We start from the raw sequence: 26484 nt of genomic DNA, 5'->3' as shown, positions 1-26484 counted from the left end.
TGACAAGATGAGGTATCTGGTCTGATTTGCTGGATTACCTTCTGTCTTGCGCTCTTTGACACCGGTCCGTGTAGTTTGGATAGCGGGGTCGTCTATACGGGAGCAGGTGTTTACCTGCGCTCAGCGCGGAAGACCAGCAGGAGTACCGAGACATCCTGGATGGGTAGAATCGGTAAGGCCATACCCCCCCCCTGATCCGCTGTCCGGGCCATGCTGTGATGGGGAGGCCTTTTGTGCCCATACTTGCTATCAGGTTCCTGCGGAGATTGGTCGCAGGCAATGTCATCTCAATAGTGGGCTATGTGTCGTTCGTGTCTGGTGCACTACATGAACCCCCGGAAACATCAGCTTCCAGGGGTACCTGTTTTGCTTACCGCGGTCTATTGATGCTAACGGCTAGATAGGAGGGACTCAGTGTCGGTAATGGTGATGAGTGGAGTAAACAAGGCCATCGTTTTGAGGGCAAGCTGGTGATTTTCTGGTGTCGATCCGGCGCATGCATCGGATGCCAGACGTACGGCAATGCCCTGATCTGGTGCAGACAAGGCGGTTTGCAGCACGCAGTCATCTGTGGCGACTCCACACAGCGCTATCTGTTGCGCTCCGCCAATGGCTGCCTGCAGCTCCGGGCCCCACTTGCCGTAGGTGCTCAGGGACACAACCGGATGTCCCTGAGCGAGTTGGGCCGTTTCTGGTGTGAAATCATACATGGGGTCATCCGGTGCAACGAGGAACTCGGGCCAGTCCTTCATGTACTCGACCCATGCCCCTTTTGGCGGCTGTGGTGCCACATATCTGGTGTAGGCAACGTGGTCGCCGTAGGCCCGGGCCAGGCGAGTGAAGTTGTCATCGGTTTGATAGTAGCTACCGTCGGCGCAAGCCCAGCGGGACCACTCGCTACGGGCGAATACCTCCTGCCGGTCGATGACCGCCAGCCATTCTTCTTCCTTGATCACGGCTATTTCCTTTCCTATGTAGGGAGGAACGCACTGCATCGGCGTGCTGTTTTGGGTTTCAGACCGTAGCTTTAGCAACATTCTCTGGTTCTTGCATGCTCTCCTGCCGCCTGACGTCAGCTTTCTGGAAGAGGAGAGTACCAAGGAAGCCGACGGCCAGGGCGACGATGACGCCCAGGTTCGCGGCCGCCCAGGTGCCGTTCTTGCCGCCGATGAGTCCAAGGAGATATCCTTGCCAATTGAGCCAGCTGGCGGCGGAATTCACCACGAGTCCCCATCCCAGGAACGTTGCGATGGCGAGTACGGCAAAGGCTGTGATGTTCCAAGCCCCATACCGTCCCTTGTTCTGATGGAGGTCGGTGGTGTCGTAGTCCTTCTTACGCAGCAGGACGTCTGTTACGAACATGCCCGCCCAGGCGGCCATCGTCACCGTCGGTGTCGTGCTCCTGGACCAGATCGAGGGCCGCCTGCGCACGGGCCGCGACATTCGCCTTGGGGCTCCAGGCTGCTGGAATATGCATGGAGGGCACTGACCTCAGTGCCGCCTTGAGGGATTGATGTGTGTCGTATCCCTCTATTCCGTAATTTAGTGCCGCTGCGACAAGGGCTGCGTCTTGGAAACCAGGCAGGGTGTTATGGGTGACCCGGCAGGACTCATATATATGCTTGGCGTCGTGGTCGGTGTCTCCGTCGATTGTCGTTGCGATGCCTACGGGTGTCATGCATGGAGGCACCGTTGGTGGTGACGTTTTGCCTGTGCTCGCGATCACCTGCTCCAGTACAAGCGTGGTGGAGGGGCCAGGCAGGTCCGGAGATCCACGTGCACGCATGCTGTCTTCCCACTGCAGCAAGCGCTGAGCAAAGACCTGAGGGTCGATATGACCTCCGCCCTGCACAAGGAGGTCGGCAACGATGAGGGCCTGTTCCATGTCGTCAGTGACCGAGCCGGCAGGCATATCGGGCGCGGCGGGTTGATCATGTATCACATCTCGCAGGTAAGTGATGCGGCCATAGGTCTTGAGATGTCCTGGCTACTGATGCTTTGTGAGGCATACCAGGGCGTCGCCAAGCGAAAGATCTGACAGAGTACCCAGTGCTCGGTCCGGGATCTGGATGCTACTTGTTTCATTGTTCAGCCTTCCGAATTCAATGTGAAGTGAAAAATGATCAGGGTTGAGGTAGGAGGAAACCAATTCCATCAGTTGTCCGTCCTCGTCGAAGCTGGCTCTCTCCACTTCGAGGAAGCGCTCGCCGTGGGATATAGCTGAGGAGAAGGGGCGGCATACCCTGGCCATGTTGACTAATACACTGAGGGTCCATTGAATACTAGGACCATCCTTTGTGCAGTTTTCCGAGTGCTCTGGCATGATGGGATTCCATGGATAGATGAATGGTTGCAGACCCGAAAAGGGTAAGTGTTCCATCCCGTGCTTGTCAGGGTCCGGTCGCCTTGTGTGGTCTGTGAGTCCAAAAAGCTGCGACTGGGTCCGTTCATGGCTGGGTGGACGGGATCGTGAAGACAAGCTACTCCAGACCTCGTGTTCTAAAAGAGGTAACTTCAGTTCATATGATTAGGCGGTTGGATGCTGAGGATCATTTTCGTGACTTCATAGATGGCCTTCGAGACGTGCCTGCTGTTTTCCAATTCAGTGAAGGCTTGACTCTTTCCCCTTCCTGATTGGTTCGGATACACCGTAGTTTTCTCAGATAGAATCCTGAGATATGCAATCGATTCATGGGTTGTTCCTTCATGGAAGGCGATGACCATCATAAGTGGCTTGAAATGGTCCCCGGCATACTGATGTCCGCGACCATCACCTTCTTGTTGTTTTCGACTTTTCCCAATAGTCAATTCGATAGTGAGGTCCTGCGGTCTCAACAGTTGCAGCTGAAGTGGGCTATTGCATCACCTTCATCTCTTATCGAGTGTTATCTTTTCCAAACTGTTTCTGGGCAGGTGACATTGTTATCGTGGGTGTCGTTGGTCTCTGGAGAGGATGAGGCAGTGGCCCACCGTGCACAGCTGAAATACGAATCGACTGGCAAGCCGAAAACGAGAAAAGATCTTCGTCGCGCGAACCTGAGACACAACATTCTGCATACTCCGTTGCTTCTTGGATCTGAACAGGTCAGCCGCGCTCAGGTAAGAAATCGAACATGCCAGGGGGTGAGCCCCGAAGAAGGTCTCACTCCATCAGGGACTGGAGCTTGGTCCGTTGCCCCAGCGACCAGGCCCCCAGGATGAAGGTGAGCACCATGCAGACGGCGCTGAGGATGAACATGATGGTGTATCCGTTATGCATATCAACGATGGTGCCCCAGAAAAGGGCGGCGAAGGCCGAGGCCAGGACCCCGACCATCTGGACTCGAGAATAGATGTTGGTGTAGTCCTTGGATCCGAAGACGGCCCTGACCAGGAGGGGTGTCTGTACGGAAGGGAAGGCATAGGCGAACCCGAAGGCGAAGGAACCTAGGAGCAGTACCGGAGCTGCCGTAGGGAAGACAGCCATCAGGACCACTCCAAGCAGGCCACATCCGATGCCCATGCCCATGCCGCCGATGATGCTCTTGTCGTTCGCGGCCCCCAGGAAGACCTTGCCGATTGCCTGTCCGGCCATGCAACAGGAGGCGATAAGTCCGGTTAGTGTGGCGATTTGAGGGGCTGTCGCCTTGAAGGAGTAGGCGTATGAGGGCAGGAACTGATAAACGGTCTGGTTCATGGTGATGATTCCACAGAAACCGGCCAGGGCCAGGAAGGCCGGGGTGCGCATGGCCTTGGATGCCGTGACGCCTCTGACCTCGGGCTCCGGTTCACCGATCTCAACCATCTGATCGGCACCATAGGGGGCCAGTCCCTTCTCCGCGGGGTCTGATCGGACGATGAAGATGGTGAATGGGAGGGTGACTACCAGGATGATGATGCCGAAGACCAGATATCCCTTCCGCCAACCGTCTTGACCGGTACGGATCAGGATGGTGCCGAGCTGGTTGAAGATGACCCCACCTATGCCGGTAAAGGCCATACACAGGCCGGTCAGGAAACCCACCTTGACCTTGAACCAGGCGTTGATCATGGCCGGAACCGCCAGGTAGAGCAGGGCGGGGAGGCCGATGCCCATAACCACCCCGGCGATGTAGAATTGCCAGACCGCAGACATGAAGGATATGGACAGACATCCCAGACCGGTCAGGAGGGCGCAACAGGTCAGTACCTTGCGCAGGTCGAACCTGCTCATCAGCTTGCCTGCGATGGGGAGGGCGATCATCATGGTGATGTTCAGGGCGCTGAAGTATCCGGCTACAGCGGCTTTGGATGTATGGAAATATTCGGATACCGGCGTGAAGAAGATACCGGCGCAACTATAGATCATAGCCCCGGGAACCCCGGTGAAGATGATGCCGGAGAGAACAATCAGAAAGGCGTACTTGGAATGTTTGGGTCCACTTTTGCCGGTCTTGGAGATGGTTGCAGCCATGGCTGGGCTTCCTTGCTGGTGATGATGCCGAAAAGTCGGCGCGAAACTGGGATTGAGACTGAAACGGGTGGACGGTGAAAGTCTGCGCAGAAAATGCCAGGGGGAGGGGACCCGCGCCTTCGTAGATCCCCTCGAACCTCAAGCAAACTACTCGGTAAACTCTCAGGCTAGCGATTGGCGAAGGCGGATCAGATCACCTTGTGGGGGTTGAGGATGTTCTTGGGGTCCAGCGCCCGCTTCACTGCCCGCATCATGGTCAGGACCTGGGGTTGGGTGGTGGCCACCAGATAATCCCGCTTGGCATATCCGATGCCATGCTCGCCTGAAATCTTCCCCTGGAGTTCGCAAGCCTTACCGTACAGTGCGTCGAAGGCCAGACGCAGCTTGTTGCGCCATTCCTCGTCGCTCAGGTCATCCCTGCAGATGTAAAGATGGAGATTGCCGTTGCCGGCATGGCCGAAACCGCCAATTCTGATCCCGCTCTGCTCGGAGTAGGAGTGGGTGAAGTCCACCATGTCGGCCAGGGCACCGACCGGTACCACGGCATCTATCTCGTCCATCTGGGGGGTCGAATTCTTGAAGGCTTCCAGGAAGGAGTCCCTGGCCCTCCAGACCTGGGCCGCGGTGGCCTCGTCATCCAGAACGAAGACATCGGCTGCCTCATGAGCCAGGCAGAGCTCAGCCACCTGCTCATAGGCTTCTTCTATGGCCTCCTGGCTGGCCCCATCGAAGGTGAGCAGGAGGTAGGCCTGGTGTCCCTTTTCGGGGAAGGATTCATGGGTGTAATTCTCCCAGAGGGCAATGGAGTCCTCCTCGAAGAATTCCAAGGCGGTTGGGCGTACCCCGGTGGACAGGATGCGTGGCACGTTCGATATGGCGGCCCGGTAGTCCTCGAATGGGATGAGCAGGCTGGAGCTGTACTTCGGCAGGGGGAAGAGTTTCAACCTGGCCTCGGTCACCAGCCCCAAGGTCCCCTCGGAACCAATGATCAGGTCCTTCAGGTCGAAGCCGGAACTGTTCTTGCTGACGATCCCGCCGAGGTTGACGATGTCGCCGGAGGCGGTCACCACGGTCAGTGCTTCAACGGAGTTCCTGGTTACTCCATATTTGACTGCGCGCATACCGCCGGCATTGGTCGAGATGTTGCCGCCGATGGTGGCCGTCTTTTCACCGGGGTCCGGGGCGTAAAGAAATCCGTGGTCCCTGGCGTAGGCCGCCACGTCTTTGAGGAGGACGCCGGGCTGGGTGCTCAACATGGCGTTGGTCACGTCGATGCCGATGATCTTGTTCATGCCGGCAAGATCGATCATGATGCCGCCCTCCACCGCCACGGCACCGCCCACCAGGCCGGTGCCGCCGCCCCTGGCCACGACGGGGACTTCGTACCGGTCCGCGATCCGCATGATCTGGGCGACTTCTTCGGTGTTGCCGGGCCGGACCAGGATGTCCGGCAGGTGGTAGACGGTCTCCATCTCATCGTGTCCGAAGTCCGGATTGATCTGACTGCCGCTCTGCAGGGCCTCGGTGCCGAAGTACTGCCTGAGTTCCTTGAGGGCGTTGCTTATCCTGTCGGATTTCACCGGATCCTCGCTCGTTCGTTCCTTCGAGATCGGTCCTTCCGGATTGGGGTTGCTCATCTTGGGTCCTTTCCATGGGTAAGGTCGCTGCTTCAGGTTTTGGTGGTCGTTTATGGCGATGGCGGGGGCCCTGCCTCCTTGGCCGGGTCCGCCGGGTGGTTGCCTGCCTTGAATCGTCGCGGTGACAATTGCTCGCACTCGGTCAGGTGTTCGCGCAGGTAGGTGGTGAAATCCCTGTACCAGTGGGAGAGTTGTCGTCGCGGGTCATAGACGATATAGACCTTGTGGGTGTCCTTGCTGACGTTGAGTGGAATCTTGCAGAGTTCAAAGGAGTCCAGCAGGATGGTATCCGCCACGACCGCCACGGCGTTGTTGGCCAGTGCCTCACCGGCGATGGTGATTTCGCCGTCAAGGGTGTCTGAAATATGCAGCTCAGGCCAGACATCTTCCAGGCTTTCGCGTATTTCCCTCCCGATAGGAATGTCCGGGCTGTAGGTGATCAGGTCATAGGAAGTCAACATGTATGGGTTGATGGTCTCGAATGCAGCCAGGGGATGATCCTGGGGCACGGCCACCACGAACCGCTCCGCATATAAAGGAATGAATGTCAGATCCTCGTACCCCGGATCGCAGGAGCATATGCCCATTTTATATTTGTCGGTGACCAGCCCCTCCAGGATGGGCAGGGAGACCTGGTTGGAGAGGACGAACTTCGGCATCCCGTCATGCTCCTCCTGGAAGGCTTTGATGACGTGGGGGAGAACGGTGCCTATGAAGGTGGGGATACAAGCCAGACTCACATAGCCGGCGTCACTGCGGACCTTATCGTGGAGGGCCTTGACTCCCTGCTCGAAAACCGTGAGGGTCGAGCAGGCGGTGCTGTAGAACATGCTGTCGTATTGGGTCAGTTCGATGCTATGCCCCGACCTGCTGACCAGACGGCAACCCAGCTCCTTCTCCATGGACTTGATGGAGTTGCTCAGGGTCGGTTGGCTGATGTGCAGTTCCTCTGCGGCCACGGTGAATTGCTTGAACTCGACCAGGGTACGAAAATAGTTGAGTTGATGTAAGTTCACTTGTCTTACCTCCTTTCCTGTCGGATCCGGTATGTCAGCCTTGACTTGGATGTCAGGTCCAATCTCATCCTTGCGATTGGTCCCATACTATGAAAAAAATCACACTTTTTTAAATAGCGATTCCCTATGGCTTCATATGGTATTCGAATGCCAAAGAAGCAGATTGTTTATTTTTGTCGATTATTGAGAGGAAAAGTGCAAATTATATCTCTTTTTCTTATCGCTGTATTTGTAAACCCTATTAGGCCGATGTGATTTACATCACTATGGTGAGGGCTAGCCATGCGAAAGTGGAATCGAAATGCCCAAGGCAAGGAGGCCTGTATGATAGACATTCCTATCAGGGGGAAACGGAATCGCTGGTGGATTTTCACCGCTGCTTTCCTCATCATCTTCTGCTGTGCAGCATCATCTGCCTTTTCCGTCTTCGCCGAACCCTTGCGCAAGGCCGTGAACGGGACACCATCCCAAGTGGCATTCACCCTGACTCTGTACCAGTTTTTCATGGCATGCTTCGGCGTTGCTTCGGGCTGGATCATGGACCGGTTCGGGGCCAGGAAACTCATGTATGTGGGAGGCCTGGTCTTCGGCCTCGGTTGGGGATTGACGGCCTTCGTCCACAGCCTTCCCCTGCTTTACTTGACCGTCGGACTCATGGCCGGCGCAGGCAATGGAATCATGTACAACCCTGCCCTTCTGACAGCCCTGAAGTGGTTCCCTGAAAAGCGGGGGACCATATCGGGCTTCCTTTTGGCTGCCGCCTCACTGGGCCCCCTGGTTCTGGCCAAGGTAGGTGCCGTGCTCTGCGACAGTTTCGGCATGAACGGGTTCATCCCCATCGGCATCGCCTACCTGGTCATTTGCTGGGCGGTCGGTTGGCTTATGGACTCGCCCCGGGAGGTTGCACCGGATGCCGGGGGCCGGATTGCGCAGACCGGAGAGAATGACTTCACGCCTGGTCAGATGCTGAGAACGAGCCGGTTCTGGTTGATGCTGGCACTCTTCGCAATCTCCTGTACGGCGGGCATCATGCTGATCGGGTCCCTGTCGCCCATCGCACAGGTCCAGTTGGGCATGACCCCGGTCGTGGCTGCCAACATGGTGGTGGTCAACACCCTTTCGAACTTCTGCGGTCGTCTGATCACCGGTCGTCTTACGGACAAGCTGGGACAGACCAAGACCTTGGCCCTGATATTGGTTCTGACCATGGTTGGTTTGGCGGGGCTCAGTGCCGCCCGCAACGTCTGGGTCTTCTCGCTTTTCCTGATTCTTCTGGGAGCATCCTTCGGAGGCGTTTTGGTCGTCTACCCGACTTTGACGGGGCGGGTGTTCGGTCAGACCCACTCGGGTACCAATTACGGCATCATGTTCTTCGGCTATGCCATCGGAGCCTTGGTCGGACCGCAGATCGCAGCCCGCTCCATCAACAAGGCGGCCGGTGTCGACGCATACCACACCGCATACATGATCGCCATCGCAGTGGCCTTGGTCGGCCTCGTCATCGATATTTTCCTGATTGTCAAAAAAATCGGTACAACCGAGAAGGAGTAATGAAAATGGAACAAACCAAGAAATTGGTGCACACCAAGCCCGGAACCAAGATGACGGATGAAGAATTCCAGCTTTATCTTCAGCAGATCCAGCATCTGGCCGAGAACGAGTTTGACGAGATGCAGGGTGAGGTCGAAATCACCAATACTTTCCCGGAGGAGTTCTTCCGACTGGCCATCGATAACGATCTCTATAGGTTTGCCCTGCCCTTGGAGTACGGCGGTTTCGGGTTGACCTGCAAGCAGATCTTCCAGGTCCAGGAGCGTTTCTCCCGAGGTCCCGGCGGCATGAGGATGCATCTGCATTATGCGGCCGACCTGAACTGGAGGATCATGGATGAGTTCGGCCAGCCTGAGCTTAAAGCGGAGGTCATGCCCAAGCTGCAGGACAAGAGCATCTTCACCTGCTTCGCCCTGACCGAGGAGACCGGTGGTACCGGTGCCGACTTGCATACCAGCGCCGTACGTGACGGGGATGACTTCATTCTCAACGGTGAAAAGACCCTGATCTCCCACACCGATTGTTCGGATGCGGCCTATGTCTTCGCGGTCACGGATCCCGACAAGCCTGGTCCTGAGCGGCTGACGGCCTTCTACGTGCCCGTGGACACCCCGGGATACGAGATTGTTCCCATGCCTCATATGATGGGCTGCCGCGGTGCCGGTCATGCCGGTCTGCGTTTCACCAACATGCGCGTCAACAAGCGCTTCCAGCTGGGTGAGGAGGGTGACGGTCTGCATGTGGCCATTGCCTCCCTCTCGATTTCCAGGGCACACATCGCCGTCTCCAATCTGGGCATGAGTCAGCGCTTCCTGGAGATGGCCATAGCCCGTGCCAAGGACCGCGTCACCTTCGGCAAACCCTTGGCCAAGCGTCAGGCCATACAGCAGATGATCGCCGATATGGGGACCCACATCTTCGCCCTGCGCTGCATGCTGACCGACCTGGCCGAGCAGTATGACCGAGGCGAGGACATCGAGGAGAAGGCCGCCATGTGCAAGCTCTTCAGCATCGATACGGTCAAGCTGGTTTCGGACTATTGCTTCGAAATCTTCGGTGGCATCGGTTACTTCGAGGACAACCCGTACGGGCCGGTCGAGCGCATGTATCGCGATTGCCGTGCCATGTGGCTGGAAGAGGGACCCCGTACCGTTCAACGTCTCACTGCCGCCCGTAAGTTGATCAAGGACGACGGCATCATCAAGTAATGCAATACTTCCGCCGGTGGCCAGGGTCACCGGCGGATCATATGGATCGGATTCATCATGAGTGACAAGGTTTTAAGTGGTGTTCGTATCATTGATATGACGACCTTCTTGGCTGCACCTACAGTTGCCCGGGTCATGGGCGAATGGGGGGCCGACGTTATCAAGGTAGAGCCGCCCAAGGGTGATGCCGAGCGTACCCAAGGAGCGGTTTTCAACATGCCCTATGCCGATGATGAGAATCTCGGCTTTGACATATCCAATCTCAACAAACGGTTCGTAACCCTGAATCTAAAGACGGATGATGGTCTTGCAGCCTTTATGAAACTCCTGGATGGGGCCGACGTGTTCCTGACCAACCTGCGAAGCAAATCGCTGGAGCATCTGGGCATCGACTACGACTCCCTGAAGGAACGTTTTCCCAAGCTCATCTTCGCCCAGTGCTCAGGATATGGGGAGGATGGACCCAACAAGAACACGGCCGGCTACGATGCAACCAGCTACATGGCCCGTGGCGGTGTCCTCGCCACCACCATGGAAAGGGGGACCAGCCCCATGAACCCGCCAAACGGATATGGCGACTTTCAGGTTGCCATGTGCTTGACGGCAGGTATCTGCGCAGCATTGACCAGACAGGCGAGGACCGGGCATGGAGACAGAATCACCGTGGCCCTCCATCATGCCGCCATCTTCATGCAGAATGTCGCCATGGTATCCGCCCAGTACGGCAATCCATATCCCAAGACACGTATGGAGGTCTCCAACCCCTTCAACAACAGTTACCGGACCAGTGATGATCGTTGGTTCGTCATGTGTGTGCCCGTGTTCAACCGTGACTATAACAAGGTCATGACCCTGCTTGGGCGCGAGGATCTGCTCGATGATCCACGCTACAACGACATCGACACAATCAATGCCAAGGGACTGAACCGCGAGTTCATCACCATTCTGGATGAGGCTTTCCGCAAACAGCCACTGCAGCACTGGCTGGATGCCTTCAGGAAGGAGGATCTGCCGCTGGAGGCATGCTACCTGCCGACCGAGATCTATGAGGATGATGAGACCCTGGACAACGATGAGGTACGTAGGCTGCTTTTCCCCTCGGGCCAGGAGCGGTTTATCCCCACCAATCCCGTCAAGTTTTCCTCCTTGGGCAGGCCGGAGTTGAAGCCCTCCCGAGCCCAGGGGTCGGATACGGTGTCGATCCTGGAAGAGCTGGGATACAGCCAGGAAGAAATCCAAAGAATGCTTGATGAAGGGGCTGCCGCGTCGGTGCGGCACATAGGCGATCCGGTATGAACTACGGCAGCATGGCCTGTAGGAGCGTGGACCAAGCCCAGGAAATTCAAATCGTGAGGAGTGGACAGTGACTTTACAGTACACACAAGAGCAGCGCGAATACATCAGGATGGTCCAGGAATTCGCCGACGAGACCTTGACCCCTGCGGTAGTGAGCAAGTACGACCGATCCGGTCAGTGCCCGGTGGGCCTCTTCAAGCCAGCCTTTGAAATGGGCCTGCATATGCTGGAGATTCCAGAAGAGTACGGTGGTGCCGGACTCCCCTACGCTACCACGGCCATGATCTTCTCCAAGTTGGCTGAGTACGATGCGGGATACGCCATCACCCTGGTTTCGACATTCGTGGCCCTTCGCTCAGTCATGCTGGCCGGCTCTCCGGAGCAGGCCAGGCGGTTCGCCGACATCGTCGAGCCTGGGGCTTTCGCGGCCTTTGCCCTGAGTGAGCCGGATGCGGGAACCGATGCCGGGTCCGTCAAGGCCAGTGCCATCAGAGACGGAGACGATTACATCCTCAATGGTGAGAAGACCTTCATCACCAATGGCAGCATCGCCGATGTCTATGTAGGCATCTTCCGTACCGCTGACGCGGGCAACAAAGGCCTTAGCGCCTTCATGATCGAACGGTCCCGGGAAGGTATTTCGGTAGGTGCCCATGAAGACAAGATGGGATTGAGGCTCTCCGATACCTGTACGGTCAACTTCGACCATGTGCGTGTACCGGTGGCCGACCGACTGGGTGAGGAAGGGGCCGGCTTCAAAGTGGCCATGAACAGTCTGAACCTCTCCCGTGCCTTTGTCTCCACCTTGGCGGCGGGAATTATGCAGAGGGCCCTGGATGAGTCCGTGGCCTACGCCAGACTGCGTAAGCAGTTCAAGGAGCCCATCATTCGTTTCGAGGCGGTCCAGGAGATGCTGGCCGACATGGCCATCGCTTTGGAGACCTCGCAGGTGTTGATTCACAACACCATGACCATGATGGACGAGGGGAACCTGGTGCGCAAGGAGGGTGCCATCACCAAGACATACGTGACGGATGCCCTGCAAAGGGTGGTATCAGATGCCGTCCAGGTCTTCGGGGGGTACGGGGTTTCCAAGGAGTACCCGGTCGAGAAGCTGATGCGTGATAGTAAGGTCTTCCAAATCTTCGAGGGGACCAACCAGATTCAGCGAGTGACCATCGCCAACGAACTGAACAAGGAATACGCGGACAGGGAGGCAGGCAGATGAAGGTGCTGGTATTGGTCAAGGGGGTTGCCGCACCCGGAACTCAACCCCTTGCTGACGATGGGTGTCTGGAAGGAGTGGACCAGGTCCTGGACCATTACAGCAAGTATGCGCTTGAGGCGGGTCTGCAGTTGATACAGGAAGATGACCAGGGGAGCGTGACCGTGGCATCGTATGGTGCCGGGGCTGAGACAGCTTTGAGGGATGCGCTCGCCTTGGGAGCACAGGATGCTGTCTTGGTCACCACGAACCAAAAGCATCCCCGACTCGGCCAGGTATTCGCGACGGTGGTCGATCGGTCAGGGCCCTTTGACCTGGTCCTGTGTGGAGATCAGGCTTCCGACGACAGTCAGGGGGTCCTTCCCGCCCAGGTCGCTGCAGCTTTGGGCTGGCCCCTGATCGATCTTGTTGACGAGCTGGGCATGAACGGTGCAAGGCTGGCCTATCTCTCATCCCTGGACCAAGGCACGGTCAAGGGAACGGTCCAGTTGCCTGCAGTGGTGGCGGTGACCGACACCATCAACAAGCCTCGCCTGCCCAGCTTCAAGCTGAAGATGGCGGCCAAACGCTTCCAGATCAAGGAGAACCGGGTTGAGTCTGATGGTGTCGATGCCTTGGAATCTCTCGGCTTGGAGACGATGCCTGCATCCAATAAGAGCGTGCGGATGGTCGACACGGTCGATGAACTGATCCAGGGGCTGGACCAGGTCGGCATCAGGCTCAGAAAGGAATGAAGATGCAATCACCACACATATATCTGGTGCTGCCCGCGGATGAGATCGCGGAGTCGGCGGGAAGCCTGACGGCCTTTGCCGTTCAGGCAGGGTTCGGTCAGGAGGCTGAGGCTCTGGTTCTTAGGCAGGGGGGCGATGCCAGATTCCAAGGTTTGAAAAAGGTTGCCGTTCTCGATAATGGGGCCCTGGGGCCGGCTAATCCCGAAGGGGCGGCGCAGGCCCTCAAGGAGTTCATGGGCAAGGAACTGCCCGATCTGGTCCTTTTTGATGATTCCCGCTTTTCCCAGCAGATCGCGGTCCGTCTGGCCGCTGGGCTTGGTTTGCCCATCGTGACTCATGTGACCGATCTGACCCTTGACGACGCTGGCATCACCGTCCATAAGAAGGTCTATTCGGGCTCCCTGATTCAGGGGTACCGTTGCGCGGGCCCCATGGTGCTGACCGTGGATCTGACCACCCAGTCTCCTGTGATTCGTGACAACTCTGTTCCTGTCGAGTTGCGCAAGGTTACGGTTGCCGAGGACGACGCTCGTTATCTGCCCTCCTCCAATGATGAGGGACCCGATTTGGCTACGGCCCGGGTGGTTGTAGCTGGTGGCAGGGGCCTGCAGAACGAAGATGGCGTAAATCTTGTCAATCGTCTGGCCCGGCAATTGGACGGGGCAGTGGGTGCTTCCAGAGCCGCAGTGGATGAAGGCTGGTTCGAGGCATCGACCATGGTGGGGCAGTCCGGTAAGACCGTTGCTCCCGACCTTTATATAGCTGTGGGCATTTCAGGAACCATTCAGCATACGGTCGGCATGGACCAGTCCAAATGTGTGGTGGCTATCAACCTCGACCCCGAGGCGCCCATATTCAACCTGGCTGACTTCGGACTGGTCGAGGATGCCGGCAAGGCCCTGAACGAACTTCTGGACAAGACCGGGGCTCAAGGGGCTGACGACACCGGGAACCTATGAGATGGAGGGGAAGATGACCGATTCGGCTCGGGCGGCGATTTCCCTGGTCGCTTCTCCCTCGATGGTTGCAGGAGAAACCCTGGGTGGTTGTTGGAAGGCCCGGTGCAGACAAACCCCAGACTCCGTCTTCCTGATCTCCGAAGGCAGGGAACTGACTTATGGCGAGGTGGATCGGATGGTCGACGGGGCGGTCTCTCTTATGGGACAGGTCGGCCTTGGGCAGGGGGATATCGTCGCCCTGCAAATGGATACCGGAGTTGCCTGTGTGGTCATGATTCTCGCCTGCTTCAAGTCGGGTTTGGTGGTTATGCCACAAAGTCCGCGGCTCAACATGGATGAGGCCTCTTTCATGGTTGGTCAGATGGAACCATCCTTTCTGATGCTGGACCATGATGACGGCCCACTGGTCCAGGCCTGCCTGTCCCGCCCCGAGGAGTACCGGGAGGTGGACACCGGTTTTGGAGGCCGGTCCTGCACCATGGTCATTCGACGGAAATCAGTCACAGCCTGCCGTTTTAATGGGGCTGACCAGGTTTCCGGAAAGCCTGGTGACAGGCCTGCCGCCATCCTTTGCACCTCCGGTACCACCAGTCATTCCAAGGGATGCGTCCTGTCCGATCGCAACATTCTGGCCAGCGAGATCGCCTTCAACAAGGTATACGGAATCGGTGATCGGGACAGGCTGATTCTTGCCTCAGGCTTTTACCATGCCATCGGTTTTCACCATGGCATCGTCTCGACCATGTTGTCAGGCGGGTCCATGGTCCTGCTCCGTCACTATAGCGGTCGGGACATGGTGAGGTTGGCCAGGCGGTATGGATGCACCTATACGGTCACGGTTCCTACAGTGGTCTATGACCTTTTGGATCTGTACCGCACCGGTGATCCTCTGGAACGGATCATCTCCGGAGGATCTCCTCTTTCCGTGCCTCTTCTGGCCAAAGCCCGCGATATTGGCCTACCCCTTTACAACATCTACGGACTCACGGAGTGTGCGCCGTTCTCCTGCACCACTCCCGTCTACTTCCGTGACCATGGCTGCATGACCACGGCAGGATTTCCCATAGAGGGGACCTGTGTCAGACTGGTTGATGCATCTGGTGACGTGATTACCGGCCCTGACCATCCCGGTCAGATTCTCGTGCAGGGACAGACGGTTTTCCAGGGTTACTACCGTAATCAGACTGAGACGGCACGTGTCCTGACCGAGGATGGCTGGTTCTCCACCGGTGATCTCGGCCATCTGACAAAGGATGGGGCACTGGTCACGGATGGCAGAATTAAGGACCTGGTGATTCGGGCTGGTGAGAACATATCAGCCTCCCTGGTCGAGAAGTATCTGATGGGGCATCCCGATATTGCGGAAGCGGCAGTGGTGGGGCTCCAAGATCAACGACTCGGTGAGCGAATCGGAGCCTTCGTCGTCATGAAGGACGGGCGGCCTCCGCTCAACCTGGAACAGGTCAAGGAATATATGGCCGCTCATGGAGTAATCAAGAAGTTCTGGCCCGAGGAACTTGTAGTTCGCGACTCACTGCCCAAAACCGGTTCCGGGAAAATCAAGAAGTACCTCTTGCAGTAGGAGTGTGGTCTCATGGCAGGAGCAAGGAAAGACGGATCCTCGGCCTTTAGTCCGACGCGCACTCATGCCACCCGCAAGCCCAGGATGATGCGTTCGGCTCTTGCCTTCTTCCAAGGCAGGGGCAATACGGCCCTGTTGGACCTGGACTGGCAGAGTCCGGTTGGTGGTGAAGAGAATATGGGTCAATCGGTGATGGGGGTTCAGCCAATTCAGCTTCAGCCTGTCGATGAGGACCATCGGTACTCATATGAAATCGTTGGCGGGTATAACTCCAACGCCATACGTGTGGAATTCGGTACCATCGACAGGCAGGCACATGATCTGGACTGGTTGGTCCTTCTGTCATTCACCGGGTGCCAGGTTGCCTTCCTCAAGTCGGAGAGGTCTGATCACATCTTCGCCCTGGCCGATGAGGATGCCTACGTCTACTGCGACAAGGACCCGTGTGAGGAGTGCGTCTTCAAGTGCAAGAACGGGTTCGTACTCTATCTGCACTGTATGCGCCATGGAGTGTTCGGTCTGCCGCTCTCTCCCAGGGGTAAGGCCAAGAGATAGGTTCATGCATAGAGTCAACCAAGAGTGAGGAGTCGGAGTGAGCGAGACTATATACAAGGTTCATGTGGGGGATTTCTTCGTGGAACCGGGTATGCTAAACCATCTGGGCATCCTGCACGGGGGGTGCATGGTCAGACAGTGCGATTCAGCTCTGGGTCTGGTGGCCGAACGATATGTCGGCGAACGTGTGCTGACTGTGGCCATCAAGGATTTTGATTTCAAAGAGCGCATCTATGTCGGGGACCGCATCGATTTTGAGGTCAGCCTGGTGACCACCAGCACCCACACCATGACCTTCTATGTGGGAGTGAATAAGCTCGGGTTCGGCCGTTCGCCGGTACTGGTAGGGGAGGGGATTTTCGTTTTCATCGCCGTCAACCAGGATTTCCGGCCTGTTCCTGTTCCGCCCCTCAAAACCAAAACCGAGGAGCAGCGGAGATTTGTCAGCGAAGTCATATCCAGGTTTGGGCTCGCAAGCGAAGATAACCATCAGTCTTCTGCAATCTGAATCTGTGAATAGTGTCCGGGTCCTGATTCGGCACATCCTCTCCGTTGTCTCCATGTGCCAGGGGCGAGGCCAGTTTCTCTAGTGAAGGCCGCGGTGAAGGAACTCGGACGGTCATAGCCGACCTGCCTGCCCACCCAGGCGATACCCTCTCTGGTCGTCGCCAGGAGGTGGCGGGCCTGGTTCATGCGCTGACCTCTGATGTACCTGGCCAGGCTTGTTCCGGTCTGGTCCGAGAAGGCCGTGCACAGGTGGGTCCGCCCCACATACAGGGAAGAGGCTATCTGATTGATGGAGAGGTCCCCATCGAGATGGGACTGGATATATGCTTTGGCCTGCCAGACCAGGTCGGCGTCCCTGGATGATTCGGGATCCTGTATGGTGGTTGAGGAAGTCTGGGCAAGCGTGGCCAGCATCAGGTCGGTGTGGGCCTTCAGGAGGAACCCTGTTCGGTCCTGCTGCTCGGGGCCTACCTTGGACAGGGCGGTCGAAGCTGCCCGGGCCGCATCGGGTAGCCAGGGTTGGCCGAAGGATTCAAAGAGCCCGTTGATCTGACCGGGCCACTTGCGGTCCAGCTCCATGAAGTAGTCGGGCAGGATGTTGATGCTTCGGGTGCATGAGCGTGACCCGGCCGGCATATGGTAGGTGACCGATCCGGCAGGTTGGATCAGGGAGACCATGCTGTCCTCCTGCGCGGTGCAGATCTGTATGCCATCGGAGAGGGGGAGGGGATCCTTGCAGTCACTCGCAATCAGGCAGGCATAATCGGTCAGTGAATACTCGCTCAATTCCATGTCGCGCAGGAAGGTGATGTCATGCCAGATGACCAGGCAATGCGGGCCAACCGGGCTGATACGGATCCGTCCCCGGTGGCTGTCTTTGTCGACCCTGCCCTCCAGTCCTCCCGCCCGGTGATGGAGCTCCATGCCAAGCTGTTCCGTCTGAGGACAGTACAGGGTACGGAGCTCACGGGATTCGGCTACCGCATCGTATCCAGCCATACATCACCTCATCCCAGCCTGTGCCGGTCTTGAATCGGTCGAGGCAGGCTTTCACTTTCGTTCCGATTGCTTTCAGATTCATTCGGTAATCGGTAACGGCCTTCCGGTCATAGGCTTCTCAGATTACGTTCGATGAATGCGGACGACAAGGGGTTGAGATGGAAATCATGGGAGAAAAGGTATGACCGTAGACCGGAATGAGCCAGAAGGCCTGTCGGAGCCAGATCATGGCGGTGCTCAAGATCAAGGAAACACATCTGACGGTGAGGGGCGGCATGGGCGTAACTCCCTGATGCGGCTGCTGGATTTTGCTGGTCCCCGTAAGATCTTCTCCTACCTGGGCTGTCTCCTGTCCATCCTGTCGGCGATTGCCGGCTTTGGACCTTATATCTGCATCTGGCTGGCTGCCAGTGATCTCCTGGCTGTAGCTCCGCATTGGTCCCGGGCCACGGGAATCGCCATCTATGGATGGGTGGGATTGGGGTTCGCGGTACTCTCCGTGGTCCTGTACTGCTCGGGTCTCCTCCTTACCCATATGGCCGCCTTCCGCACCGCCTCCAACATGCGAAAGGAGGCTGTACGGCACCTGATGCGCCTACCCCTGGGCTACTTCGACCTTCATGCATCAGGGGAGTTGCGGCGCACCATTGACGGTTCGGCAGGAGATACCGAGACCCTGCTGGCCCACATCGTTCCGGACGCGGCCGGTTCCCTGACCATGGTCTTGGGCATGCCGATACTGATGCTGGTCTTCGACTGGCGGATGGGGATGGCCTGCCTGGTCTCCGTCCTGATCGCCGCTGTCTGTATTCGAGTCATGATGAGTGGCCAGGGCAGGGCCTTCTTGAAGGAGTACCAGGATGCCCTGGGTGCGGATGTCGAAGACCGGCACGGAGTATGTTCGCGGCATTCCCGTGGTCAAGGTCTTCCAGCAGACGGTCTATTCCTTCAGGGCCTTCCATGAAGCGATTGAACACTACAGTCAGATGGCCAGGACCTACTCCATGAAGGTCTGCCGTCTTCCCCAGACCATACAGATCGTCGCCTTGAACAGTACTGTGGTTTTCCTGGTTCCGATGGCCATCCTGCTGGCCTCGCGGCAGGGTAATTTTTCCTCCTTCCTTGCCGATTTCGCCTTCTACGCCGTCTTCTCGGGAATGGTCCCGACAGCCATGACCCGTCTGCAATTCTCCAGCGACGCCTTCGGTAAAGCCGATGATGCCCTGGCCAGGATCACCAGCGTGCTCAGCGTGAGTCCTCTACCCCTGACCGTCAACCCGGAACATCCACGGACCCCGGATGCGTCCCTGGAGCAGGTGTCCTATACCTATGCGGGCGCTGATCGGCCGGCGCTTGAAGGAATCGACTTCAGGTTGCCTGAGGGTGGCACTGTGGCCCTGGTCGGGCCTTCCGGGGGTGGCAAATCGACCTGTGCCAGTCTGCTCCCGCGCTTCTGGGATGTGGATTCGGGAAGGGTCACCGTTGGCGGGGTCGATGTGAGATCCATGGACCCCCATGATCTGATGGGGCAGGTTGCCTTCGTCTTCCAGACCAATCGGCTCTTCTCGGCCACACTGCTTGAAAATGTCCGTGCGGCCAGACCCGATGCGACCCCGGATCAGGTCCTGGCTGCCCTGGAGGCCGCCCAGTGCATGGACATCGTCAAGAAGCTCCCTCAGGGACTCGACACCATGCTGGGTTCGGGTGGAACCTACCTGTCGGGTGGAGAGGTCCAACGAGTGGCCCTGGCCAGGGCAATACTCAAGGATGCGCCGATTGTGGTCCTGGACGAGGCAACCGCCTTTGCCGATCCGGAGAATGAGGCCTTGATCCAGAAGGCCCTGACCAGATTGACCCGATCGGGTGGGGGCGGGCATCGGACCGTCCTTATGATCGCCCATCGCCTGTCGACCGTGGCCGGTGCTGACTTGATCCTGGTTTTGAATGGAGGTCACCTGGTCGAGCAGGGTTCCCACCAGGCCCTGGTCAGGGCTCATGGCACCTATGCCCGCCTCTGGTCCGACTATGAGCAGGCGATCTCCTGGAAGGTCGACAACTCGCCGAAGGCCACGGATGGAGGCGGTGCAGGTGACACCACGGCGGCCTCGGGAGAAGGCGGTGCCGGGCAGGCTCCCGGTCAGGATGGCGCTGGGCCGGTTGTGGATGAAAGCGATCCTGGTTCAGTCGCTGGGGGAGGGTCGACCGATCATCTCGGTACTCAGAGCGAAGGAGGTGAGGCATAGATGTTCGCCTCATTCCAGAAGAAATACGCTTTGACGAACAGGGGGATGAAGAATGTCCTCCTGGGGACGATTTGGACCACACTGACCAATCTGGTCATCATGGGAGGAACGGCCTCGCTCTTCCTGGCCATGAATGCCTTCATCGCCCATCTGACCAAAGGGGCTCCGCTCCCGGATGTCATGCCCTACCTGGTGGGTCTCCTGGTGTTCGTCCTTCTGCTCTTCGGCTCGTACTGGTTCCAGTACAACCACTCCTATGGCGCGGTCTTCAACCAGACCAGCACCCAGCGAATCGACCTGGCCGAGAGACTGCGTAAGCTGCCCCTCTCCTTCTTCGGGCGTCGTGACCTGGCGGACCTGACCGATACCATCCTGGGTGATGTGGCCACCATGGAGCATGCCTATGCCCATGCCCTGAGCCAGCTCTACGGTGCAGTCGTCTCTTCCATCCTGGTCTTCCTCGCACTCTTGCCTGTGAACTGGGCCCTCGACCTGGCCGCTTTCTGGAGTGTGCCGACGGCTTTTGCCATCGTCTTCGGCACACGACGATTCGTGGAAGGTGCCTCACGACGTACGCGGCAGGCCCAGGTCAGGGTCAGCGACGGCATCCAGGAGGCGCTCGACTGTGTACAGGAGATTCGCGCCACCAACCAGGAGGACCGGTATCTGGATAGACTCTTCTCGGTCATTGATACCACCGAAGCCACCACGATCAGGTCCGAGATTACCAATGGACTCATCATGAACTCGGCCATGGTGGTCCTCAGGATGGGAGTGGCCACAACCTTGCTGGTGGCTGCCGGTCTGATAGTCCAGGGCAGGATTGATTTCATGGTCATGTTCATCTTCCTGCTGATGGTCTCCCGGATATACGCACCCTTCGATCAGGCTTTGATGCTGGTTTCCGAGCTTTTCCAGTCCCAGGGATCGGCCCGGCGTATCCGGTCCATCACCGACGAGCCGGTGGTCGAGGGGAGTACGGACTTCCATCCGAACGGTCACGATATCGTCTTCGATCATGTGGCCTTCTCCTATCCGGTCTCTACCGGCAGGGGTGCGGGGGAGCCGGTTCTGGAGGATGTCGATTTTACGGCGCGGGAAGGTGAGATCACGGCCCTGGTTGGTCCCTCGGGGTCCGGGAAGTCAACCTGTGCCCGGCTGGCTGCCCGCTTCTGGGATGCCACCTCCGGTTCCATCACCGTGGGTGGGGTTGACGTGAGCCGGGTGGATCCAGAGGTCCTCTTGCGCGACTATGCCGTGGTCTTCCAGGATGTGATGCTCTTTGATGACACCGTCATGGGTAATATCCGGATGGGTCGGCGTGGTGCCAGTGACCAGGAGGTGCTGGATGCCGCCAGGGCCGCCAACTGCGACCAGTTCGTCACCCGCCTGCCCCAGGGCTACCAGACGATGATTGGTGAGAATGGTTCCAAACTCTCCGGCGGCGAGCGCCAACGCATCTCCATCGCCCGGGCCCTCCTCAAGGATGCCCCCATCGTCCTGCTCGACGAGGCCACGGCCTCCTTGGATGTCGAGAACGAGACCCAGGTGCAGGAGGCCCTGTCCGAGTTACTGGTGGGGAAGACGGTCATGGTCATTGCCCATCGGATGCGAACCGTCGAGAACGCAGACAAGATCGTGGTCCTCGACCAGGGCCACGTGGTCGAGCAGGGTTCCCCTGAGGAGCTCATGGCCGCGGATGGAGAATTCGCCAGGATGGTCCGATTGCAAGGCGAAAGTGCGGGCTGGTCCCTGTCGGAAAAGGCTGAAGCGTAACAGTTCCTCGGCGCTGGTTGCCAAGTGTGCGGCAGATTCGGTTGGTATGTGTGCCAGTCGGTCGCTGCGGTACGTTCCTAGCTGAGTCAGACTGCCGAAGGCTGATCTCTGCAGATGTCACGCTGATGCAGGTCTGTTCCTATGGGTGACAGTCTGTTTTACCTGGACCTGTATTGATCAGTCTTGATTTCGGCTGAGGGTTTCGCGAATTATCTCGGCAGGTGTCGCGCCTTCGGAAGCCGCCCTGCCTGCGATCCGGTCCATCAGTCGTTGAGGCAGGCGCAGACTCAAGGGTGCTGGGTAACCTGGGCGGAGGCGCGGGCGTTCCGGCCAGACCGTTCCCAGGGCACCTGACCAGGTCCCGGTTTCCAATGCCTGGCTCAACTGGTCCAGGTCGTCATCACCGACTCCGAAGAGGGCATGCCAGTCACGGTCTTCAGGATCTCCCATCAGTCCCTCCCTGTCGCAAGGAACTCCCGTAGGGTCTTTGGGGAGGGAGGGGTCATGGCATGGAAGACCAACCAGAGTCGGGACTGATCGTGGATGGAAGCCAATTCCATCAACCTTCCCTGGCCGTCGAAACCCAGTGTCAGCCAGACTTGACGGGTTTCCTGATTGTTGACAACCGGTGCGGAGACGATGGCATTGCGCCAGACCTCCAGGATGTCCTGCTGGCCGATATCAGGATGTGTGCGATGAATCCCGGGATGGATCAGAGGTTGGAATTCCATTGGAGGTCGCTTCCTGTAGTCGGGTTGGATGGCGTCTTATGCAAATCCTAGTCAGGCATTCTGGGCCTGTCACCATTACGGGGAAGTCTGTCGGGCTTCTGGCTGGCTCGTTATTTTGGGCTCTTAGAGCAGTTATAAAAGTGGTGCCAAACATCCGGACATCTGCCTGTCGATGTCAATATGCGAACGGATGGTTATGTAATCGATTTATGGTTGGAGCTCCATATCTGCATCGTTGCCGGGGGCATACGCGCAAAATGTAACAAAATCTGTTGCTATCCTTGTCGGCCCATCTCGGGTGTCTGCCTTCGGCTTCTCGGACCGCACTGCCATAGGGAGGAAGGTACCGGCCGCAGATAGGCGAACAGTAAGGATGGTCAGGTTGAAAAGGGCGAGGCGATATCACAAGAACTGAATTCATGAATACCGACCTTGTGCTTAATGCTGAATAGGGATTGGATAGAGGCTGTTCCCGGCTGACATATGTGGTATCGCGGTTCCTTGAGTGGTTCAGATACCGGTCCGTTTTTCTCAGCAGATGGTGCGGGCTGGTTTCATTGTCAAAAGAGTCTTCGTGAGTTTGTTTATCAGTAAAGGTGGTAGGCAGCATGACTGTTCGGGACAATCCAATGCAAGAAATAGTTAAAAACGCAGGGAAAGAGATACAGGGTAGAGGCTTTCTTAAGAAACTTAATGCATACGCCACTAATGGGGGCGATGATTACATTATTGACGATCAGGAGAAAGAATGGATTAATTCTGCTCTTACACGGTTGGTGGATTACTATGATCGTGTCGGCGATCCTGATGATGAGTATTGGACACAGTATAGTTCTTGTAAAATTAGTGATGATTTGGCTGTCATTGTTGAGTTTAATGTCAAGCAGAAAAAGAAAACGGCAGACAAGAATAACCAGAGCTGGTTTCTGTTAGCCGTTGCGGCTGCCTTGTATCTTCCTGATGAGGAATCTGATAAAGAACATGATACTGAGGATAAAGAAGCAATTGGAAAATTCTGTGCAATACTTCAAGCAGTAAAGTCTCAATTCGTGCGTCGGTTTGTTATGAACTGTCGTGGTAGCGGTAAGTTTGAATGCTCCTGCTTCAGTGCGGCTAAGAAACTTCTGAACCATAGGATTGATCCCAATAAGGATATGTCCAGGGAGCTTAGCAGCGACATTGCCTATGGCGATAAGGAGTTCAAAGAAAAATTCAAGAAGTACAAAGCGAAGTTGAAGCCTACTAAACAGAGTAAAAAAGTACTAGCGGATCGGCGCATTGTGACCTACATGCTGGTATCGCTTTCGTGGAAGAAAGACCGCAGCTCGCAGGAGGTTTATCCTAGTGAATGCCCTTGGAGGCATACCAAAAACGACAATAGCGCTGATGTGCAAGTAGAACACATTCTGCCGCAAGAGCCAGTAAAAGAAGGTGATGATTCAAACGAATTTCAATGTCGCTGGTGCATGGACGACTGCACTTGCACTGATCAAACGTGGTCGCATTTTAGTCAACGTGCACGTGAAGAATATACGCAACGTCTGGGTAACCTCACCCTTCTTTCTGGAGATACTAACAGTCGATTGAGTAACGCATGCTGGGAATGCAAGCGCAAGGCATACAGAACCCAAGAACTTTGCTGGAACAAGGAAATTGCGGAGAAAAAGTGCTGGGATTGCTGGAGCATAGCAACTCGCCAAACGCAAATGGCTGAATTGGCGGTACAGGTTTGGCCTGGGAAGTAGCTATAAATGCTACCAGTCATCAGATTCTGTGTGCCGGGACCGAGCCAAGGGAATAGTTGGTGGCGAATGATTGTCGGCACAACGTTTGAGTTATCTTCATGACCGTATGAAATGAGAAGGCGGAAACAGGTCCAGTGATGCGGTATGACCATGGGGTGATTCAGGCAGGGTCAAACGGGAACTATGCTCTGAGGCTAGATTCCTTGGTGATCATAAACGATACGTCCCCGCGTTGTCATTGCTCCATTGGGAAACTTCGTTCATAACTTTTGGGGCAGTCCGAGTTCCACTCAAGTTGCTACGGTTGCTGTCAGGAGTAGGTTGGCGGAATTCTGAGGCGCTTTTGCGTTTAGTTGTGCATACTGCAAGCTTGCTGGAGAATCAGGCTTCCGCGTGGGTTCGTTAAGATGATGACTCGGTGACGAACTTTCTGATTTTTCCAACAGAAGATGAGGCTACCGAGGATATGAGCGATATGAGGGAAGGCCGGAACATGAACAATCAGCCCATGGACGAGCAGAACGTGAATGGCCAAGGCGAGGTCCACGATCAGGAGAGCAGTGATCTCAATCTGGAGCCTGACATGGGGAGGACCTATCACAGTGGTCCTGTCATTATGCGTGGCTCCATGATTCCTCCGAGTGATTCCAATGCCGGCCTGCTCTCCTCGGATGGTGATACGGACTGGCTCCACATGGACCCCTGGCGGGTGTTGAGGATTCAGGCTGAGTTCGTCGATGGGTTCGGTGCCCTTGCCGAGCTGGGTCCGGCGGCCACGATCTTCGGTTCGGCCCGAACGGACAAGGACAATCCCGACTACCGTGCCGCCCAGCGGATGGGTGCCGGTCTGGCCAGGGGAGGCATGGCGGTGATCACCGGGGGTGGCCCGGGCATCATGGAGGCCGCCAACAAGGGGGCCGCCCAGGTCGGAGGCAAGTCGGTGGGGCTGGGAATCGAGCTGCCCCACGAGCAAGGTATCAACCAGTGGGTCAACCTGGGCATCACCTTCCGTTACTTCTTTGTGCGCAAGGTGATGTTCATGAAGTACTCGTCCGGCATCATCGTCTGCCCGGGAGGGTTCGGGACCATGGATGAGATGTTCGAGGTGCTGACCCTTGTCCAGACCCACAAGGTGGCCACCATGCCCATTGTTCTCTTCAACAAGGGGTATTGGGATGGGCTTTTCGAATGGATATCGACCACGGTCAAGGATCGGGGCATGATTTCTGACCTGGATCCCAAGCTGGTGGTTCGGACCGATGATCCCGATGAGGCCGTGCAGACCATACTCGGGAGCCGTCAGTAGCGCGGCTCAAGTGCTGGCGGTGGAAATGCCGGCACGGGGAATGGGGATACAGGCACCAGCACTTGCAATATCACCAAGAAACCTGTATCCGCAGGGGATAGGTAACTGTGCCTGCCATGACCAATAGCCGTATACAAATAGCCGTATACAAATAGCCGTATACAAGCGTGAGTAATCCGACTCGATACGATTCAGGGAAAGGTAAAGGCCCACCTCTGGAGAGATGGGCCTTTACCGTATGTCAGGTTGCAGGAAGCGCCATGCCTACCTGTTCTTGGCGACGAAAATCATGCCATTACCCACAGGGACCAGGCAGGATTCGAGTCCGTCATCCTGTGACAGTGTGTCCAGGATGGAGCGCAGGCTGACGGCCTTGTCCGAACGGTTGGCCGGATTCATCAATCCACCCTGGTCGGGGTCCTCATCCAGGTCGAAGGCATCGGTGAAGACCAGCTGGCCGTCCTCCTTGAGCAGACGTGGGGCGTGGTCCAGGGCATCCTGGTAGTTCCGGCTCTCCCCGGAAACCACAATCAGGTCGTAATCAGCGGGGTTCAGTCTGGGGAAGTAGGTCCTGGCCGGTGTGTTGACCACGCGCAGACGAAGTCCGGAATTCTTCTTTTCCTCTTCATGGAAGGTCTTCCGTATCAGGGAGGCGCCTTCGGGGGAGGAGTCCACAGCGGTGAACTGCCCCTGGCCCTGCAATCCCTCCATGAGGCGGAGGGCCTCGATCACCGAACCCGTACCTAGGAGGATGATGGAGGCGGCATCGGTCCTTCCGGCCAGGAAACGCAGGAAGGAGCCCTGCGCCACTGAGCATTGGGGGGATCCAGCCGATTCCGCCTGGGTGCGGAAGGCTGTCAGGGTGTCAGATTCGCTGTTGAGTGCGCTCTCCTCAGCGAATTCCCACCCCTTGGCATGATTGCTGTATGAGGTCTTATCCATAATGACCACTCTAACGTCTGGTGCTCACAAAGGGCCACAT

Annotated in this window: 25 protein-coding genes; 15 read left to right on the top strand and 10 right to left on the bottom strand. The window is 57.0% G+C overall.

Translation table 11 applies throughout. The features are described from left to right. Positions 1–389: 389 nt before the first annotated feature. From AACP59_RS03255 to AACP59_RS03245, 3 genes are read right to left on the bottom strand one after another with little or no spacing between them, the layout of a single operon-like run. Positions 390–956, bottom strand: a complete 567-nt coding sequence (locus AACP59_RS03255; protein WP_339349835.1) for a cysteine hydrolase family protein — start codon at positions 954–956, stop codon at positions 390–392. 58 nt (positions 957–1014) lie between these two features. Continuing rightward, positions 1015–1362, bottom strand: a complete 348-nt coding sequence (locus tag AACP59_RS03250; protein WP_339349834.1) for a hypothetical protein — start codon at positions 1360–1362, stop codon at positions 1015–1017. After that, positions 1334–1885 carry an ADP-ribosylglycohydrolase family protein gene (locus AACP59_RS03245; RefSeq protein ID WP_502260907.1) on the bottom strand — a complete coding sequence of 184 codons (552 nt, stop codon included), beginning with the start codon at positions 1883–1885 and terminating at the stop codon, positions 1334–1336. The genes AACP59_RS03250 and AACP59_RS03245 overlap by 29 nt, the downstream gene beginning before the upstream one ends. Here AACP59_RS03245 and AACP59_RS09615 point away from each other — a divergent pair. Next, positions 1835–2038: a hypothetical protein gene (locus tag AACP59_RS09615; RefSeq protein ID WP_502260909.1), complete on the top strand. Its 204-nt coding sequence runs from the start codon at positions 1835–1837 to the stop codon at positions 2036–2038. The two genes, AACP59_RS03245 and AACP59_RS09615, sit on opposite strands and share 51 nt — an antisense overlap. Before the next feature lie 1104 nt (positions 2039–3142). Here AACP59_RS09615 and AACP59_RS03240 read toward each other — a convergent pair. The 3 genes from AACP59_RS03240 to AACP59_RS03230 form a co-directional block, all read right to left on the bottom strand. Further along, positions 3143–4432, bottom strand: a complete 1290-nt coding sequence (locus AACP59_RS03240) for an MFS transporter (RefSeq protein WP_339349831.1) — start codon at positions 4430–4432, stop codon at positions 3143–3145. A gap of 188 nt (positions 4433–4620) precedes the next feature. After that, positions 4621–6069 (bottom strand): FAD-binding oxidoreductase, encoded by a 1449-nt coding sequence (locus AACP59_RS03235; protein WP_339349830.1) that lies wholly within the window; start codon positions 6067–6069, stop codon positions 4621–4623. A 50-nt stretch (positions 6070–6119) separates the two neighbouring features. After that, complete coding sequence (locus tag AACP59_RS03230) at positions 6120–7085, bottom strand: LysR family transcriptional regulator (RefSeq protein ID WP_339349828.1); 966 nt, start codon at positions 7083–7085, stop codon at positions 6120–6122. A 324-nt stretch (positions 7086–7409) separates the two neighbouring features. Here AACP59_RS03230 and AACP59_RS03225 point away from each other — a divergent pair, with 324 nt between their 5' ends. From AACP59_RS03225 to AACP59_RS03185, 9 genes are all read left to right on the top strand, one after another. Next, positions 7410–8636: an L-lactate MFS transporter gene (locus tag AACP59_RS03225; RefSeq protein WP_339349827.1), complete on the top strand. Its 1227-nt coding sequence runs from the start codon at positions 7410–7412 to the stop codon at positions 8634–8636. Further along, positions 8636–9844 (top strand): acyl-CoA dehydrogenase family protein, encoded by a 1209-nt coding sequence (locus tag AACP59_RS03220; protein ID WP_339349826.1) that lies wholly within the window; start codon positions 8636–8638, stop codon positions 9842–9844. Before AACP59_RS03225 ends, AACP59_RS03220 begins: the two co-directional genes overlap by 1 nt. 57 nt (positions 9845–9901) lie before the next feature. Continuing rightward, the gene (locus tag AACP59_RS03215; protein ID WP_339349825.1) at positions 9902–11140 is read left to right on the top strand and encodes a CaiB/BaiF CoA transferase family protein; all 1239 of its coding nucleotides are present in this window, start codon (positions 9902–9904) and stop codon (positions 11138–11140) included. Between the two features lie 67 nt (positions 11141–11207). After that, complete coding sequence (locus AACP59_RS03210; RefSeq protein WP_339349824.1) at positions 11208–12368, top strand: acyl-CoA dehydrogenase family protein; 1161 nt, start codon at positions 11208–11210, stop codon at positions 12366–12368. Then, complete coding sequence (locus AACP59_RS03205) at positions 12365–13099, top strand: electron transfer flavoprotein subunit beta/FixA family protein (RefSeq protein WP_339349823.1); 735 nt, start codon at positions 12365–12367, stop codon at positions 13097–13099. Before AACP59_RS03210 ends, AACP59_RS03205 begins: the two co-directional genes overlap by 4 nt. Positions 13100–13101: 2 nt before the next feature. Then, entirely contained in the window at positions 13102–14058 is a 957-nt protein-coding gene (locus AACP59_RS03200) for an electron transfer flavoprotein subunit alpha/FixB family protein (protein ID WP_339349822.1), read from the top strand. A 13-nt stretch (positions 14059–14071) separates the two neighbouring features. Then, positions 14072–15640 (top strand): class I adenylate-forming enzyme family protein, encoded by a 1569-nt coding sequence (locus AACP59_RS03195; protein ID WP_339349821.1) that lies wholly within the window; start codon positions 14072–14074, stop codon positions 15638–15640. Positions 15641–15652: 12 nt separating this feature from the next. Next, positions 15653–16195 carry a hypothetical protein gene (locus tag AACP59_RS03190; protein ID WP_339349819.1) on the top strand — a complete coding sequence of 181 codons (543 nt, stop codon included), beginning with the start codon at positions 15653–15655 and terminating at the stop codon, positions 16193–16195. A 64-nt stretch (positions 16196–16259) separates the two neighbouring features. Further along, positions 16260–16703, top strand: a complete 444-nt coding sequence (locus AACP59_RS03185) for an acyl-CoA thioesterase (RefSeq protein WP_339349818.1) — start codon at positions 16260–16262, stop codon at positions 16701–16703. Here the strand turns inward: AACP59_RS03185 and AACP59_RS03180 are convergent. After that, a complete protein-coding gene (locus AACP59_RS03180; RefSeq protein ID WP_339349817.1) occupies positions 16685–17701 on the bottom strand; it encodes a helix-turn-helix domain-containing protein in 1017 nt (338 codons plus the stop codon). The genes AACP59_RS03185 and AACP59_RS03180 overlap by 19 nt on opposite strands. A 292-nt stretch (positions 17702–17993) precedes the next feature. Between AACP59_RS03180 and AACP59_RS03175 the strand changes: the two genes are divergently transcribed. The 3 genes from AACP59_RS03175 to AACP59_RS03165 are packed head-to-tail and all read left to right on the top strand — an operon-like array spanning position 17994 to position 21720. After that, entirely contained in the window at positions 17994–18665 is a 672-nt protein-coding gene (locus AACP59_RS03175; RefSeq protein WP_339349816.1) for an ABC transporter transmembrane domain-containing protein, read from the top strand. Next, positions 18562–19944 (top strand): ABC transporter ATP-binding protein, encoded by a 1383-nt coding sequence (locus tag AACP59_RS03170; RefSeq protein WP_339349815.1) that lies wholly within the window; start codon positions 18562–18564, stop codon positions 19942–19944. The genes AACP59_RS03175 and AACP59_RS03170 overlap by 104 nt, the downstream gene beginning before the upstream one ends. Further along, positions 19945–21720: an ABC transporter ATP-binding protein gene (locus AACP59_RS03165; protein WP_339349814.1), complete on the top strand. Its 1776-nt coding sequence runs from the start codon at positions 19945–19947 to the stop codon at positions 21718–21720. It begins immediately after the preceding gene. Positions 21721–21897: 177 nt separating this feature from the next. Here AACP59_RS03165 and AACP59_RS03160 read toward each other — a convergent pair whose 3' ends face one another. Beyond that, positions 21898–22170 (bottom strand): hypothetical protein, encoded by a 273-nt coding sequence (locus tag AACP59_RS03160; RefSeq protein WP_339349813.1) that lies wholly within the window; start codon positions 22168–22170, stop codon positions 21898–21900. After that, a complete protein-coding gene (locus tag AACP59_RS03155) occupies positions 22170–22451 on the bottom strand; it encodes a hypothetical protein (RefSeq protein WP_339349812.1) in 282 nt (93 codons plus the stop codon). The genes AACP59_RS03160 and AACP59_RS03155 overlap by 1 nt, the downstream gene beginning before the upstream one ends. A gap of 608 nt (positions 22452–23059) precedes the next feature. Between AACP59_RS03155 and AACP59_RS03150 the strand changes: the two genes are divergently transcribed. Further along, positions 23060–24196, top strand: a complete 1137-nt coding sequence (locus AACP59_RS03150; protein WP_339349811.1) for an HNH endonuclease family protein — start codon at positions 23060–23062, stop codon at positions 24194–24196. Positions 24197–24671: 475 nt separating this feature from the next. Then, on the top strand, positions 24672–25502 hold the full coding sequence (locus AACP59_RS03145) for an LOG family protein (protein ID WP_422613996.1): 831 nt from the start codon (positions 24672–24674) through the stop codon (positions 25500–25502). A 264-nt stretch (positions 25503–25766) separates the two neighbouring features. Here AACP59_RS03145 and AACP59_RS03140 read toward each other — a convergent pair whose 3' ends face one another. Further along, on the bottom strand, positions 25767–26444 hold the full coding sequence (locus AACP59_RS03140) for an O-methyltransferase (RefSeq protein WP_339349810.1): 678 nt from the start codon (positions 26442–26444) through the stop codon (positions 25767–25769). Positions 26445–26484: the final 40 nt, after the last annotated feature.

This window comes from Bifidobacterium indicum (assembly GCF_036987015.1).
In the GTDB taxonomy this organism is placed as follows: Bacteria; Actinomycetota; Actinomycetes; order Actinomycetales; family Bifidobacteriaceae; genus Bombiscardovia; species Bombiscardovia indica.
This window is presented reverse-complemented; position numbering and strand designations above follow the sequence as displayed.